Genomic DNA, 14,696 nt, shown 5'->3' on the forward strand with positions numbered 1-14,696 from the left:
GTCCGCCGGGCACCGCTTCCCCGCACCACGGACCCGCCCTTCCCGCACACCGGGAGGGGCGGGTTCCCGCGTCAGTCGGTCTCGACGACCTTGCCGTCGACGACCTCGACCCGGCGGGTCGTGTGGACGGCGTCCAGCATCCGCCGGTCGTGCGTGACCAGCAGGAGGGTGCCGGTGTACGCGTCGAGCGCCGCTTCCAGCTGCTCGATCGCCGGAAGGTCCAGGTGGTTCGTCGGCTCGTCCAGGACCAGCAGGTTGACGCCCTTGCCCTGGAGCAGTGCGAGGCCGGCGCGGGTGCGTTCGCCCGGGGAGAGTGTCGTGGCCGGGCGCAGCACATGGGCGGCGCGCAGACCGAACTTGGCGAGCAGGGTGCGGACCTCGGCCGGTTCGGTGTCCGGGACGGCCGCGCAGAAGGCGTCCAGCAGGCTCTCCGGGCCGTGGAAGAGCCTGCGGGCCTGGTCGACCTCGCCGACGACGACGCCCGAGCCGAGCGAGGCGTGCCCGGAGTCCAGCGGCAGCCGGCCCAGCAGTGCGGCGAGCAGGGTGGACTTGCCCGCGCCGTTGGCACCGGTGATGGCGACGCGGTCGGCCCAGTCGATCTGCAGGGTGGCCGGGCCGAAGGAGAAGTCGCCGCGGGCCACGGCGGCGTCGCGGAGGGTGGCGACGACGGATCCGGAGCGTGGGGCGGAGGCGATCTCCATCCGCAGATCCCACTCCTTGCGGGGTTCCTCGACGACGTCGAGGCGCTCGATCATGCGCTGCGTCTGCTTGGCCTTCGCGGCCTGCTTCTCGCTGGCCTCGCTGCGGAACTTGCGGCCGATCTTGTCGTTGTCGGTCGCCTTGCGGCGGGCGTTCTTGACGCCCTTGTCCATCCATCCGCGCTGCATCTGCGCGCGGCCCTCCAGCGCGGAGCGCTTGTCCGCGTACTCCTCGAACTCCTCGCGGGCGTGTGAACGGGCGCGGTCGCGCTCCTCCAGGTAGGAGGCGTAGCCGCCGCCGTAGAGGTTGATCTGCTGCTGGGCGTGGTCCAGTTCCAGGACCTTGGTGACCGTACGCATGAGGAACTCGCGGTCGTGGCTGACGACGACGGTGCCGGCCCGCAGCCCGGACACGAAGCGTTCGAGGCGCTCCAGGCCGTCGAGGTCCAGGTCGTTGGTGGGCTCGTCGAGCAGGAACACGTCGTAGCGCGACAGCAGCAGCGACGCCAGTCCGGCACGGGCCGCCTGGCCGCCGGAGAGCGCGGTCATGGGGAGGTCGAGGCCGACGGTCAGGCCGAGGTCGGCGGCCACCTCCTCGGCGCGTTCGTCCAGGTCGGCGCCACCGAGGGCGAGCCAGCGCTCCAGCGTCTCGGAGTACGCGTCGTCCGCGCCGGGCGCTCCGTCGACGAGCGCCTGGGTCGCGGTGTCCATCGCGGTCTGGGCGTCGGCGACACCGGTGCGGCGGGCGAGGAATTCCCGTACGGACTCCCCCGCGCGACGCTCGGGCTCCTGCGGGAGGTGTCCGACGGTGGCACCGGGCGGGGAGAGCCGCAGTTCCCCCTCCTCGGGCCGGTCGAGCCCGGCGAGCAGTCGCAGCAGCGACGATTTACCCGCACCGTTGGCTCCGACGAGACCGATCACGTCGCCGGGGGCGACGACGAGGTCGAGTCCGGCGAAGAGCGTGCGGTCGCCGTGCCCGGCGGCGAGTTCCTTGGCGACGAGAGTGGCAGTCATCAGGGTGCCGATCCTAACGAACCCGCGCGGGCGTGTTCTCCCTGGATGGCCGTGGGACGACGAGTGCGGGCGAGTGCGGTGGGACGACCCCGGTGGGACGACGGGCCGCGGTGACCGGCACGCTCCCCGTCGCGCTCCCGTGCCGCGCGTTCCCGACGCGCGTTCCCGACGCGCGTTCCCGACGCGCGTTCCCGACGCGCGTTCCCGACGCGCGTTCCGCGGGTACCGGGGTGACGGTGGCGGCCCGACCGGTGCGCCGGGCCGCGGTACCCGGTCAGGCGGACGGGCCTTCCTTGTGCCGCTGATCGGTGGTGATCTCCGCGGTACCCGGACCGATCCGGATCTCGAAGTCCCCGTCGTACTTGGCGTGGCCTTCGATGACAGCGGATTCGACGGCTTCCACACCGAACTCCCTGCGGACGATCATGGGGTCCTGCCGCAGGTCCCGCATCAGCGAGACACACATCCCGATCATCACGAGGGTGAAGGGGGCGGCGACCAGGATGGTGAGGTTCTGGAGCCCCGCCAGCGCGTCGCCCTTGCCGTTGCCGATGAGCAGCATCACCGCCGCGACGGCACCCGTGACGACGCCCCAGAAGACGACGACCCACTTGGCGGGTTCGAGCACGCCCTTCTGGGAGAGCGTGCCCATCACGATCGAGGCGGCGTCCGCGCCGGAGACGAAGAAGATACCCACCAGGACCATGACCAGGATGCTCATCACCGTGGCGACGGGGAACTCCTGGAGTACGCCGAAGAGCTGGGCCTCCGGGGTGTCGCCGACGTCACTGAGCCGGCCGGCGTCCTCCAGCTCGATCGCGGAGCCGCCCATCACGGCGAACCAGACCAGGCTGACGGTGCTGGGCACCAGGATCACGCCGCCCACGAACTGCCGGATCGTCCGGCCCCGGCTGATCCTGGCGATGAACATGCCGACGAAGGGCGTCCAGGAGATCCACCAGGCCCAGTAGAAGACCGTCCAGCTGCCCAGCCAGTCGGCCACCGCGCCCTCGCCGGTCGCCTCGGTGCGCCCGGCGAGCTGGGCGAGGTCACCGAAGTACGCGGCGATCGAGGTGGGCAGCAGGTCGAGGATGATGATGGTGGGCCCGGCGATGAAGACGAAGACCACCAGGATCAGCGCGAGCACCATGTTGATGTTCGAGAGCCACTGGATGCCCTTCTCCACGCCGGACACCGCGGAGGCGACGAAGGCGACGGTCAGGACGGCGATGATCGCCACGAGGAGACCCGTGCCGGTCTTCTCCATCCAGTTGAGCTCCTGGAATCCGCTGCCGATCTGGAGCGCGCCGAGCCCCAGGGAGGCCGCGGATCCGAAGAGGGTGGCGAAGATGGCGAGGATGTCGATGATCCGGCCGCCGGTCCCGTGGGCGTGCCGGGTGCCGATGAGCGGTTCGAAGACGGCGCTGATCGTCTGCCGCCTGCGCCGGCGGTAGGTGCTGTACGCGATGGCGAGACCGACGACCGCGTAGATCGCCCAGGGGTGCAGCGTCCAGTGGAAGAGCGTGGTGGCCATCGCCGTCTGCATCGCCTCGGCGGCGTCGGCGGGGCGGGTGCCGGGGGGCGGATCGACGAAGTGGGCGAGCGGCTCGCTCACTCCGTAGAACATCAGGCCGATTCCCATGCCGGCGCTGAACATCATGGCGACCCAGGAAATCGTCCGGAATTCGGGCTTCTCACCCTCCTGGCCGAGCGAGATCGTCCCGTAGCGGCTGATCGCGAGCCAGAGTGCGAAGACGACGAACCCGGAGGCGGCCAGCATGAAGGCCCAACCGCCGTTGTGGATCAGCCCGTTGAGCAACCGGGTGGAGACGCTTTCCAGCGAGTCCGTCGCCGTGGAGCCCCAGACCACGAAGGCGACGGTGAGCCCCGCCGTGACGCCGAAGACCACCCGGTCGGTCGTGGGGCGCCGGCCGTGGTGCGGGATCTCCGGCAGATCGGCCGTGACCGGCAGGTACTCACCCCGCCCGCCCGTTCCCTGCTCGTCGTGTGACACAGATGGCACCTTTCACGCAGTGCGAAATTTGGCTCTCCGTAGGCAGTACCACACGCGGTGCTCATCTCACGGGATCAACAAGCTGTAACGGCTTGACCGTTTGTGAGCCGATATGTCGCCCTTTGTCCAACAGGAGCGGAACCAGCCCTCGGGCCGGCTGCCGCAGAGGCACGTACGCTCCGCCGTCGTCGGGACGGGAAGTGACACCGTGCAGGGCCAGTTCGTCGGCGACGTCCGCGTACTGCTCCGGGCCGAGCCGGTAGCCGCAGGGCGGGTCCGGGAGGGTCTCGTCCGGTTCGGCGGGATCGTTGTCGGCGCCGCCCAGGTGGACCGTGCCCCGGTCGGCGAGGCCGGCGCGGCGGGCCGCGACGGCGGCGGCGGCGGCGGCGATCCGATCGTGCCGCTCCCGGACGAAGGGGAACAGCCCGTCGAGTGCGGCCTGCTGATAGGCCTGTACGCGTGAAGAGCGGGCCTGTACGCGTGGGGGACGGGACTGTACGCGTGAAGGGGGAGGGCACGGGCGAGCGGTGGAGCATCAGCGACTGCATGCGGCGGGCGGGGGCAGGGCGCCCGCCCTCGTATCGGCGTGTGCGGAAGGTACTCCGGCCCGCTCCCGGGCAACAGGGTGCGAACATCCGTCCGGCCGCCCCGACCGGGCGGTTAGGCTGACCGCGTTCGTGCTGAACCCGCCAGTTCCGGCCCTTCCCGGCCGGGTCACGCGTGTACGAGGAGCGTCCCTTGCCCGACCCGATCCCCGATCCGCAGCGTGACGCCCGGCCCACCCTGGAAGCCGTGGCGGCCCGTGCGGGCGTGTCCCGGGCGACCGCGTCCCGGGTCGTCAACGGTGGCGCGGGGGTACGGCAGCCCCTGGTGGAACAGGTGCGCAAGGCGGTCGACGAGCTCGGCTACATCCCGAACCACGCGGCGCGGACCCTGGTCACCCGGCGCAACGGGGCGGTCGCCGTGATCATCGACGAGCCCGAGTTCCGGATCTTCTCCGACCCGTTCTTCTCCCGCCAGATCCGCGGTATCAGCCGCGAGCTGACGGCGCACGACGCCCAGCTGGTGCTGCTCCTGGTCGAGGGCAGCGGCGACTTCGACCGGGTGACCCGCTATCTGGCCGGTGGCCATGTGGACGGCGTACTGGCCTTCTCCCTGCACACCGACGACGAACTCCCCGCGATCATCCGGCGGTTCAGGGTGCCGACGGTCTACGGCGGCCGTCCGGAGCATCCGGCACCGGGCGCCGAGGCGGTGCCACCGGTGCCGTACGTCGACTGCGACAACCGGGGCGGCGCGCGTGAGGCCGTACGCCATCTGGTCTCGCTGGGCCGGCGGCGGATCGCGCACATCGCCGGGCCGCGCGACCAGACGTCCGCACTCGACCGGATCGACGGCTACCGCGATGTACTGCCCGACGGCGATCCGGCTCTGATCGTGGACGGCGACTTCACCGCCGAGGGCGGCGCCCGGGCCATGGCTCAGCTGCTGGCGGCCCGGCCGGATGTGGACGCGGTCTTCGTGTCCAACGACCTGATGGCCTCGGGTGCCCTGCGGGTGATCCGCGAGCAGGGGCTCCGGGTGCCGGAAGACGTGGCACTGGTCGGCTTCGACGACATGGAGTCGGTCGCGGAGAAGACCGACCCTCCCCTGACGACGGTCCGTCAGGACGTGGAGGGGATGGGGCGGTTGATGGTCCGGCTGCTGATGGGGCGGCTGAACGGCGACACGGGCGAGTGGCCCGCGTCCGTGATCACCCCGACCGAACTGATCCGGCGCGCCTCGGCCTGAGACCCGGCCCGCCCGTCCCCGCGTCCCCCCGGTCCTTCCGCTCCGCGTGCCAGGCCGCCCGTGCGGACCGGGCGAGCGGCAGATAGCGCAGCCGCTCGGGGAGCGCCGGCACCACCATCCGGATCACGGCGCACAGCCGCCGGAGCCTGCGCTCCTGGTCCGGGGTCCACGCGAGCCCGATGGCCGCACGGGCGTCCGGCGGCATCAGGCCCACGGTGATGAAGGCGCGGAACCGGGAGAGCGGGGGAAGCAGGAGCGGCCACACCGCCCTGACCAGCGGACGGACGGCCGGCGGGCCCAGGTCGGGCGGGGGTACGGGGCGGTCGGCGGCGACCAGCTCCCGGACGACCACGGTCGCCTCCACCTCCTCGGCCAGCATCTTCCGGTAGTAGGGCCAGAACTCCTCGACGGTCTGCGGCATGTCCCGGTCGTGGATGCCGAGGATCCGCCCCACCTGGAGCCACTCCCGGTACAGCGCCCGCTCCTGCGCGTCGGTGAGGGGGCGGACGAGATAGCGGGCCGCGTGCTGGTAGACCGGGAAGCCGGTGGCGTGCACCCAGGCGTAGTTCGCGGGCGTGAGCGCGTGGTAGCGGCGCCCACGGGTGTCGGTGCCCTGGATGGTGCGGTGCAGCTTGCGGAGCCTGCGCCCCTCCTCGGCGGCGGCCTCTCCCCCGTACACCCAGAGCTGGAGCGAGCGCAGCGAGCGTTCGCCGCGGCCCCACGGGTCCGTGCGGAAGACCGAGTGCTCGTCGACGCCCGCGCCGACCGCCGGGTGGGCGACCTGGAGTGTGAGGGCCGCGGGCAGCATCAGCAGGCCTCGGACGTCGCCGGCGAGGCTCCACAGCACGCCGCCCGGCGGGGGCGGGGCCGGGTCTTCTGCGCTGGTCATGCGGGGGCTCCCAGGGTCGGCGGTTGCTCGGACCGGTGCCGGGCCGTGTGTGTTCCAGTATGCGATCGCGGGGACGGCGGTGAGGTGCGGGGGTGGCGGGCCCGGGGCCCGCGCGCACCCCTTCCTGGAATCTGTGTCAGCAGTGTTGACGCACCCGGTGAAACAAGTCAATAGTATTTGTATCTTTGACTCTCAGGGGGTGAGGGAAAGGTCAAATGTGCTGCGCAGTGGGTGAGTTGAGCCGTGCACGAGCCCCCGCTCCCGGCCCCTCGGAGCCCGCGAACGCCGCGCCCACTCCGCCCGGGACATCCGAACCGCCCCGGAGCCGAACCGCCCCGTGGCCGAACCGCCCCGTGGCCGCTCCGGCCCGTAGCCGCACCGGCTCCATCACCGAGGAGGTTGCCCACCATGGGCCGTTACAGCCGACTGAGCGAGATCCGCCGGATGGATCCCGCCCGCGACTGCGCCGAGATACTCCGGCTGATGTCGCAGTACGAATTCCCCTGGGACTACCGGCAGGGCATCAGCGTCGCCTTCCTGCGCGACTACGGCGTCCCGAGGATCTCCGTACTGCTCGACCGCACCCAGGAGTTCGAGCGCAACGGTCAGAAGCGCTACGACGACACCGTCCTGTTCGGGTACGAGATGGCGGCCGACGGCTTCGATTCCGAGCGTGCGCACGCCGCCGCACGGCACCTCAACCGCATCCACGGCAAGTACCGCATCCCGAACGAGGACTACCTCTACGTGCTGGCCACGACCGTCGTCGGCCCCAAACGCTGGATCGACCGCTTCGGGTGGCGGCCCCTGTGCGCGCAGGAGGCCTCGGCGCTGGCGGAGGTGGGGCGGAGGATGGCCCTCATGATGGGCATCGAGGGCGCCCCCGACACCTACGAGGGGTTCGAGGAACTGCTCGACTCCTACGAGGACCGGATGTTCGCCTACGATCCGGCGAACCGCCGGGTCGCCAACGCCACCTTCCGGGTCATGGCGGCCTGGTACCCGGCCCCGCTGCGCCCGCTGGTGGCCAGACTCTCGCTCGCCTTGCTGGACGAGCCGCTGCTGCGCGCGCTCGGCTTCCCGGCCCAGCCGCCGTGGATGCGGGCGACGGCCACGCGGATGGTGCGTGCCCGGTCGCACGGCGTACGGCTGCTGCCCGCCAGGCCGCGCTGGCTTCCTTCCCGCCCCCGGCCACGCAGCTACCCCTTCGGATACCGGCTCGACGACCTCGGCCCGCACTGGGCCCAGGGCCGTCCGCTGGAACCCCTGCCCCTGGAGAAGTCATGACGACCGAGACGGACCGTGCCGTGCACGGCATCGAGGACATCCGCGCCGCGGTGGCACGGGCCAAGGACGCCGGCCGCACCTGGGCCGCGCTCGGGGCGCGGGAACGGCGCGCGGCCCTGCTCCGGTGGAAGCGCGCGCTGGCCGGACGGGCGGACGAGTTCGCCGAGGTGATCGCGGCCGAGACCGGGAAGCCGCCGCACGACGCCCGCGCCGAGGTGCTGCTGGCGGTGGTCCATCTGGACTGGGCCGCACGCAACGCCCGCCGGGTGCTGGGCCGGCGCCGGGTGTCCTCCGGTCTGCTGTCGGTCCATCAGCGGGCGCTGCTGGCGTACCGGCCGCTCGGGGTGATCGGGGTGATCGGGCCGTGGAACTACCCGCTCTACACACCGATGGGCTCGATCGGCTACGCCCTCGCCGCGGGCAACGCCGTCGTCTTCAAGCCGTCCGAACTCACCCCCGGGGTCGGGGTCCTGCTCGCCCGGAGCTTCGCCGAGGCCGTCCCTGACCACGCGGATCTGCTGCGGACGGTCACCGGCCCGGGTTCGACCGGTGCCGCCCTCGCCGGGGCGGACGGCCCGACCGGCGTGGACAAGATCGCCTTCACGGGCTCGCCGGCCACCGCCCGCAAGGTGGCGGCGGCCTGCGCGGCCACGCTCACACCGCTGCTCGCCGAGTGCGGGGGCAAGGACGCGGTACTGGTGGCGGCGGACGCCGATCTGGACGCGGCGGCGGACGCGATCGTGTGGGGGGCGATGGGGAACGCCGGTCAGACCTGCGCCGGTGTGGAGCGGGTGTACGCGGTGGCGTCCGTGCACGAGGAGCTGTGTGCGCGCATCGTGCTCCGGGCGCGGGCCCTGACTCCCGGCGAGGCGTACGGGCCGCTCACCCTGCCCTCCCAGCTCGACGTGGTGCGCCGCCACGTGGAACAGGCCCTGGCGGACGGCGGCCGGGCCGTGCTCGGCGGCCCCGACGCCTCGCTGACCCGCACGGTGGGACCGGTGGTGCTGACCGGCGTACCCGAGGACTCGCCGGCCGTCACCGAGGAGACCTTCGGCCCGGTCGTCGTCGTGAATCCGGTGCGTGACATGGACGAGGCCGTCGAGCGGGCCGACGCGTCGGCGTACTCGTTGGGCGCCGCGGTCTTCACCCGGTCCCGGGCGGCCGGGCTCGCGGTGGCCGAACGCCTCGACTCCGGTGCGGTGTCGGTGAATTCGGTGCTCGGCTTCGCCGCGATCCCCTCGCTCCCGTTCGGCGGGTCGGGCGAGTCGGGATACGGGCGGATCCACGGCGAGGAGGGGCTGCGGGCCTTCGTGGCGCCGCACTCCGTCACCGTGCGGCGGTTCGCGCCGGCGGTGGACCTGACGTCGTTCGCGACGCCCCGGGCCAAGGCCGCCCGGGCCGTCGAGCTCGGCAGGAAGCTGCACGCCCGGTTCTGAGCGCGCTCATCCCGTGCTGATCAGGGGCACCAGATAGCGGCGGGCGAAGGCACGCACCTGCTCGTCGTCGTCGAGTTCGAAGCAGCTCACCGGATTGAGGAGGAAGGAGACGGTGATCCGCACCATGAGCTCGGCGACCGGAGTCGGATCCGTCTCCGGCCGCCCTTCCGCGCGCTGGGCGTGGCGCAGCCGGTCGGCCAGGTACGCGCGCATCGCGAGGAAGGCCGGGCCGCTCTCCAGGGTGAGGAAGGGGAGCATGATCTCCGGCTCCAGCTTCAGCAGTCCGCCCACCAGGGGGTGTTCACGGATGTGCTGGAGGACGGCGGCGAAGCCGGCGACGAGCCGGTCCTCCATGGTGGGCAGGGCGGCCACGGCGCCGTCGACGTCCATGACGAAGCGGCGGTACTCGCGCAGGAGGCAGGCCGAGACCAGGCTGTCCTTGTTGCCGATCCTCCGGTACACGGTCACCCGCGAGACCTTGGCCCGTTTGGCGACGTCGTCGACGGTCGAGCGGCGCAGCCCGAAGGTCATGAACTGCTCGCGTGCCGCGTCGAGGATCTGCTCACTGAGCGCGTCCGAGGGCGGCGACTCGGCCAGCGCGCCGGCCAGCAGTGCCTCGTTGGTGCTCCGTGCCGGCATGAGCCCTCCCCGTTCCGCCGCGACCACTCAACCACAACGACCATGGAACACAGATACCCGGTCCGTCACTTTGTAACTTTCTCCCTTTCAGGAGGCACGTCTTGTCCGTCACCCATGACCTCCCCCGCTCGCTCTCCGCCGAACAGCGGGCGTTCGTCGCGGCCCTGCGCGATTTCGCCCGGCGCGAGTGCGGGACGCGCGAGCAGCGCGACGCGCTGGCCGCGGAGACGGGCGGCCCGCACGCCCCGTCGCTCTACGCCCGGCTGGCGGAGCTCGGCTGGCTCGGGGTGTGCCTGCCCGAGGCGTACGGAGGTGCGGGCGGCGGGATGACCGACGCCTGCCTCTTCCTCCGGGAGACGGCGCGGGGGCTCGTACCGGCGGGCGGCTTCATCACCTCGGTGATCACGGCGAAGGCGTACGAGCGTTTCGGCAGCGAGGCCCAGTGCGAGGCGGCGGTCGGTGGTGCGGTGGCCGGCCAGGTGCTGTCCATCGCGATGTCGGAGCCGGAGGCCGGGTCCGACGTGGGCGCGCTGCGGTGCGGGGCCGGGCGCACACCGGACGGCTGCTGGCTGGTGAACGGCCACAAGACGTGGATCTCCAACGCGCATCTGGCCGAGCACATCCTGCTGGTGGCCAGGACCGGTACGAGCGGAGCGAAGCACGACGGGCTGACCATGTTCCACGTCCCTGCGGGAACGCCGGGCATCCGGATACGGCCGATCGAGACGATGGGCGGCCGTGAGGTCAACGACGTCTACTTCACGGATGTCCGGCTGCCGGCCGACGCCGTGGTCGGCACGGCGGACCGTGCCTGGACCCAGCTGATGGCGGGGCTCAACGCGGAACGTCTCTTCCTCGCGGCGAACATGCTGGGTCTGGCGGAGCGGATCCTGGAGGACACCGTCACCTATGTGCGGGGGCGCGAGCAGTTCGGCCGCCCGGTCGGTTCCTTCCAGGCGCTGCGGCACCGGCTGGCCGACCTGGCGACCGAGATCGAGTGCGCGCGGCTGCTGGTCTTCGACGTGGCGGCGGCCTGCGACGCGGAGCCGGAGCGGCTGTTCCCGCGTGAGGCGTCCATGGCGAAGCTCAAGGCGACCGAGACGGCGAAGCTCGCCGCGCTGGAGGGCATGCAGATGATGGGCGGCTACGGCTACGCGACCGAGTACGACATGGAGGGCCATCTCCGGGCCGCGGTCGTGTCGACGGTGTACGGCGGGACCAGCGAGATCCAGCGGGACATCATCGGCAGGAGCTACGGGCTGTAGCCCCTGCCCCGGCTCCTGGTCATGCCTGCCCGTGGTCGTACACCGTCACCGCGACGCCTCGGTCCACCAGCCGCCCGGCTATGAGGGGTTCGACCCTGGACCAGGTGCCGCCGGCCAGGCCGCAGCCGATGCGCGGCATATGGACCGACGCCTCCAGCTCGGCGGCCCGCACGGCGACCTTCTCCAGCCCCGCGTCGATCGCCTCGTAGCGCACCGGCACACCCTGGCTGCCGGTGCGCGTCCCCCGCTGCCCGACCAGATTGGCCACCCATACGCAGGGCCCGGCCCGGACGAACTGGACGGCTCCCAGGCCGAAGTCGTTGCCCGCGCGCTCCCGGTGCCAGCGGCGGTACGCTGCCTCCGGCTCGGGCCAACGGCGGGAGAGGGCCAGGACGAAGCCCTTGCCCCAGCCGCCCAGATCGTTGCAGCAGTGCACGATCAGCTTGACGCCCTTGCCCTGCGGCGCGGTGGCGTCCCCCCGTACATAAGTGATCCCCGACATGCCCTCACCGTACGGGCCACCACTGACAGCCCACCGGGAGCGCTCCGGTTCCGGCCGGGCGTCCATGGCCCGAACCGGGGTGGGCGGCGCCTCGATGGCGCCGGAGACTTTCACAACACTGGTGAGACAGCAATACTGTTGCACTTGATCCGCGCACGGGCACAGCAGGACCGAGCAGTCGGCGACAAGGGAGCAGTCATGGCCACCGGGACCGAGGAACCGACGCTCACGGTCGACGAGCTGGCGGCACGCGCGGGAGTCACCGTGCGCACCGTCCGTTTCTACAGCACCAGAGGTCTGCTGCCGCCCCCGGTGATCGGGCCGCGCCGCGTCGGGCACTACGGTCCGGCCCATCTCTCGCGCCTCGCCCTGATCGAGGAGCTCCAGCACCAGGGCATGACACTCGCGGCCATCGAGCGGTATCTGGAGCAGCTGCCGCCGGACCTGAGCGCGCACGATCTGGCGATCCACCGGGCCCTGGTGGCGTCCTGGGCGCCGGACTCCGCCGAGGACATGACGCGGGCGGAGCTGGAGCGGCGTGCCGGCCGGGCCCTCACCGCCTCGGACGTGGACCGGCTCGCGGCGATGGGGGTGCTGGAGCGCCCCGGCGCCGACGACGACGTCTGCCGGGTCGACGTCGGGCTGCTGCGGCTCGGGGTGGAGCTGCTGGACGTACCGATCGCCCACGAGACGATCCTCGCGGCGCGTACGGTCCTGCTGGAGCACACCCGTTCGGCCGCCCACGAGCTGACGCGGCTGTTCCGGGACGAGGTGTGGAATCCGTACCGGGAACGGGAGTCGGACCCTGAGCATGTGAAGGCGATGAAGTCGCTGTCCGCCCATATGCAGCCGATGGTGCTCCAGGCCCTGCTCACCGCCTTCCAGCGGTCGTTGAAGGAGGAGCTGCGGGCCGCGTTCACCAAGGAGTGAACGCGGCCCCCGGGGGCGTGCCGGGTCAGTCGTGGAAGGTCTCGCCCTTCTCCGCCTTCTCCAGGAGCAGCGCGGGCGGCAGGAAGCGGTCGCCGTAGCGCTCGGCGAGCTGCCGGGCACGCGCCACGAAGCCGGGCAGGCCGCCCTCGTACCCGTTGACGTACTGGAGTACGCCGCCGGTCCAGGCCGGGAAGCCGATGCCCATGATGGAGCCGATGTTGGCGTCGGCGACGGTCATGAGGACGTTCTCCTCCAGGCAGCGGACGCTGTCCAGGGCCTCGGAGAAGAGCATCCGTTCCTGCATGTCCTCGAAGGGCACGTCGGTGCCGGGCTTCGTGAAGTGCTCACGCAGCCCGGGCCACAGCGCACCCCGCCTGCCGTCCTCGCCGTACTCGTAGAAACCCGCTCCCCCGCTGCGTCCGGGGCGCCCGAACTCGTCGACCATCCGGTCGATGACCTCGTCCGCGGGGTGCGTGTTCCAGGTGCCGCCCGCCTCCTCGACGGCCCGCCGGGTCTCGTTGCGGATCTTGCGGGGCAGGGTGAGCGTGAGCTCGTCCATCAGCGAGAGGACCTTGGCCGGGTAGCCGGCCTGCGCCGCCGCCTGCTCGACCGACGCGGGCTCGACGCCCTCGCCGACCATCGCGACGCCCTCGTTGATGAAGTGGCCGATGACGCGCGAGGTGAAGAAGCCGCGGGAGTCGTTGACGACGATCGGGGTCTTCTTGATCCGGCGCACCAGGTCGAAGGCGCGGGCCAGTGCCTCGTCGCCGGTCTTCTCGCCCTTGATGATCTCGACGAGCGGCATCTTGTCCACGGGTGAGAAGAAGTGCAGCCCGATGAAGTCGACGGGGCGCGTGACCCCTTCGGCGAGGGTGGTGATGGGCAGCGTCGAGGTGTTGGAACAGAGCAGGGCGTCGGGGTCGACGACGTCCTGGATCTCCTGGAACACCTTGTGCTTGAGCGCGGTGTCCTCGAAGACCGCCTCGATCACGGCGTCGCAGCCCGCGAGGTCGGCCGGGTCGCCGGTCGGGGTGATGCGGGCCAGCAGCTCGTCGCGCTGCGCCTCGGTCGTGCGGCCCCGGGAGAGTGCCTTGGCGAGCAGCTTCTCGCTGTACGCCTTGCCCTTGGCGGCGGCCTCGGCGGAGACGTCCTTGAGGACGACGTCGATGCCGGCGCGGGCGCAGGAGTACGCGATGCCCGCGCCCATCATCCCGGCGCCGAGGACGGCGACCTTGCGGACCTGGCGTGGTTCGACGCCCTTGGGACGGCTGGCACCGGAGTTGACGGCCTGGAGGTCGAAGAAGAAAGCCTGGATCATGTTCTTCGAGACCTGGCCGGTGACCAGTTCGGTGAAGTAGCGGGCCTCGATGGTCAGCGCGGTCTCGAAGTCGACCTGCGAGCCCTCGACCGCGGCGGCCAGGATGTTGCGGGGCGCGGGCATGGGGGCGCCCGCGAGCTGCTTCTTCAGGTTGGCCGGGAAGGCGGGCAGGTTGGCGGCGAACTTCGGGTGGGACGGGGTGCCGCCCGGGATCCGGTAGCCCTTGACGTCCCAGGGCTGCTGCGACTCCGGGTGGGCGTCGATGAACGCGCGGGCCTTGTCGAGCATGTCCTCGGGGCTGGCGGCGACCTCGTGGACCAGGCCGTTCTCCAGGGCGCGCCGCGGGGTGTACTGGGTGCCCTGGAGGAGGACCTTGAGCAGCGCGTCGGCGATGCCCATCAGCCGTACGGTGCGGGTGACGCCGCCACCCGCGGGCAGCAGGCCGAGGGTGACCTCGGGCAGGCCGATGCGGGAGCCGGGTGCGTCCAGGGCGATGCGGTGGTGGGCGGAGAGGGCGATCTCGTAACCGCCGCCGAGCGCGGCGCCGTTGATCGCGGCGACGACCGGCTTGCCGAGGGTCTCGATGCGGCGCAGCGACCGCTTGATCGCGGTGCCGGCGTCGAACGCGGCCTGCGCGTTCTCGGGGCCGATCCTGATCATGTCCTTGAGGTCACCGCCCGCGAAGAAGGTCTTCTTCGCGGAGGCGTAGATGATGCCCCGGATGGAGTCCTTCTCGGCCTCGGCCCGGTCGGCGACGGCCTCGATGGAGTCCCGGAAGGCCTGGTTCATCGTGTTGGCGGACTGGTTGGGGTCGTCGAGTACGAGGGTGACGACGCCGGTCTCGTCCTGTTCCCAGCGGATGGTCGTGCTCTCGGTCATGGTTGTTCTTCTCCGTAAGCAGTGGTGGCCGGGA

Annotated in this window: 11 protein-coding genes and 1 pseudogene; 5 read left to right on the top strand and 7 right to left on the bottom strand. The window is 71.6% G+C overall.

What is annotated here, in order from left to right:
- Positions 1 to 71: 71 nt before the first annotated feature.
- From ACFWVP_RS15470 to ACFWVP_RS15480, 3 genes and pseudogenes are all read right to left on the bottom strand, one after another.
- The gene (locus ACFWVP_RS15470; RefSeq protein WP_384496894.1) at positions 72 to 1,712 is read right to left on the bottom strand and encodes an ABC-F family ATP-binding cassette domain-containing protein; all 1,641 of its coding nucleotides are present in this window, start codon (positions 1,710 to 1,712) and stop codon (positions 72 to 74) included.
- A 274-nt stretch (positions 1,713 to 1,986) separates the two neighbouring features.
- Positions 1,987 to 3,726: a BCCT family transporter gene (locus tag ACFWVP_RS15475; RefSeq protein ID WP_384496896.1), complete on the bottom strand. Its 1,740-nt coding sequence runs from the start codon at positions 3,724 to 3,726 to the stop codon at positions 1,987 to 1,989.
- A gap of 74 nt (positions 3,727 to 3,800) precedes the next feature.
- A pseudogene (locus ACFWVP_RS15480) lies at positions 3,801 to 4,171 on the bottom strand (carboxypeptidase); the annotation flags it as partial.
- Between the two features lie 293 nt (positions 4,172 to 4,464).
- On the opposite strand from ACFWVP_RS15480, the gene ACFWVP_RS15485 reads away from it, so the two are divergent.
- Positions 4,465 to 5,517, top strand: a complete 1,053-nt coding sequence (locus ACFWVP_RS15485; protein ID WP_384496898.1) for a LacI family DNA-binding transcriptional regulator — start codon at positions 4,465 to 4,467, stop codon at positions 5,515 to 5,517.
- On the opposite strand, the gene ACFWVP_RS15490 is transcribed toward ACFWVP_RS15485, so the two are convergent.
- Positions 5,480 to 6,406 (bottom strand): oxygenase MpaB family protein, encoded by a 927-nt coding sequence (locus ACFWVP_RS15490; protein ID WP_384496899.1) that lies wholly within the window; start codon positions 6,404 to 6,406, stop codon positions 5,480 to 5,482. The two genes, ACFWVP_RS15485 and ACFWVP_RS15490, sit on opposite strands and share 38 nt — an antisense overlap.
- 408 nt (positions 6,407 to 6,814) lie before the next feature.
- Here ACFWVP_RS15490 and ACFWVP_RS15495 point away from each other — a divergent pair, with 408 nt between their 5' ends.
- Entirely contained in the window at positions 6,815 to 7,693 is an 879-nt protein-coding gene (locus ACFWVP_RS15495) for an oxygenase MpaB family protein (protein ID WP_384496901.1), read from the top strand.
- Positions 7,690 to 9,129, top strand: a complete 1,440-nt coding sequence (locus tag ACFWVP_RS15500; RefSeq protein WP_384496903.1) for an aldehyde dehydrogenase family protein — start codon at positions 7,690 to 7,692, stop codon at positions 9,127 to 9,129. The genes ACFWVP_RS15495 and ACFWVP_RS15500 overlap by 4 nt, the downstream gene beginning before the upstream one ends.
- A 6-nt stretch (positions 9,130 to 9,135) precedes the next feature.
- On the opposite strand, the gene ACFWVP_RS15505 is transcribed toward ACFWVP_RS15500, so the two are convergent.
- The gene (locus tag ACFWVP_RS15505; RefSeq protein WP_384496905.1) at positions 9,136 to 9,768 is read right to left on the bottom strand and encodes a TetR/AcrR family transcriptional regulator; all 633 of its coding nucleotides are present in this window, start codon (positions 9,766 to 9,768) and stop codon (positions 9,136 to 9,138) included.
- 101 nt (positions 9,769 to 9,869) lie between these two features.
- Here ACFWVP_RS15505 and ACFWVP_RS15510 point away from each other — a divergent pair, with 101 nt between their 5' ends.
- Positions 9,870 to 11,033 carry an acyl-CoA dehydrogenase family protein gene (locus tag ACFWVP_RS15510; protein WP_384496907.1) on the top strand — a complete coding sequence of 388 codons (1,164 nt, stop codon included), beginning with the start codon at positions 9,870 to 9,872 and terminating at the stop codon, positions 11,031 to 11,033.
- 19 nt (positions 11,034 to 11,052) lie between these two features.
- Here ACFWVP_RS15510 and ACFWVP_RS15515 read toward each other — a convergent pair whose 3' ends face one another.
- On the bottom strand, positions 11,053 to 11,535 hold the full coding sequence (locus ACFWVP_RS15515; RefSeq protein WP_384496908.1) for a macro domain-containing protein: 483 nt from the start codon (positions 11,533 to 11,535) through the stop codon (positions 11,053 to 11,055).
- A 198-nt stretch (positions 11,536 to 11,733) separates the two neighbouring features.
- On the opposite strand from ACFWVP_RS15515, the gene ACFWVP_RS15520 reads away from it, so the two are divergent.
- A complete protein-coding gene (locus tag ACFWVP_RS15520; protein WP_384496910.1) occupies positions 11,734 to 12,465 on the top strand; it encodes a MerR family transcriptional regulator in 732 nt (243 codons plus the stop codon).
- 25 nt (positions 12,466 to 12,490) lie between these two features.
- Here the strand turns inward: ACFWVP_RS15520 and ACFWVP_RS15525 are convergent, their stop codons facing one another.
- Complete coding sequence (locus ACFWVP_RS15525; protein WP_384496912.1) at positions 12,491 to 14,662, bottom strand: 3-hydroxyacyl-CoA dehydrogenase NAD-binding domain-containing protein; 2,172 nt, start codon at positions 14,660 to 14,662, stop codon at positions 12,491 to 12,493.
- Positions 14,663 to 14,696: the final 34 nt, after the last annotated feature.

The sequence above is a fragment of the Streptomyces sp. NPDC058637 genome (assembly GCF_042717325.1).
Classification (GTDB): Bacteria; Actinomycetota; Actinomycetes; order Streptomycetales; family Streptomycetaceae; genus Streptomyces.

Bases quoted from the DNA above. Each gene is read 5' to 3' on its own strand.
- ACFWVP_RS15520 (WP_384496910.1), top strand. From the start codon at position 11,734: ATGGCCACCGGGACCGAGGAACCGACGCTCACGGTCGACGAGCTGGCG.
- ACFWVP_RS15500 (WP_384496903.1), top strand. From the start codon at position 7,690: ATGACGACCGAGACGGACCGTGCCGTGCACGGCATCGAGGACATCCGC.
- ACFWVP_RS15515 (WP_384496908.1), bottom strand. From the start codon at position 11,535: ATGTCGGGGATCACTTATGTACGGGGGGACGCCACCGCGCCGCAGGGC.
- ACFWVP_RS15525 (WP_384496912.1), bottom strand. From the start codon at position 14,662: ATGACCGAGAGCACGACCATCCGCTGGGAACAGGACGAGACCGGCGTC.
- ACFWVP_RS15505 (WP_384496905.1), bottom strand. From the start codon at position 9,768: ATGCCGGCACGGAGCACCAACGAGGCACTGCTGGCCGGCGCGCTGGCC.
- ACFWVP_RS15490 (WP_384496899.1), bottom strand. From the start codon at position 6,406: ATGACCAGCGCAGAAGACCCGGCCCCGCCCCCGCCGGGCGGCGTGCTG.
- ACFWVP_RS15495 (WP_384496901.1), top strand. From the start codon at position 6,815: ATGGGCCGTTACAGCCGACTGAGCGAGATCCGCCGGATGGATCCCGCC.
- ACFWVP_RS15470 (WP_384496894.1), bottom strand. From the start codon at position 1,712: ATGACTGCCACTCTCGTCGCCAAGGAACTCGCCGCCGGGCACGGCGAC.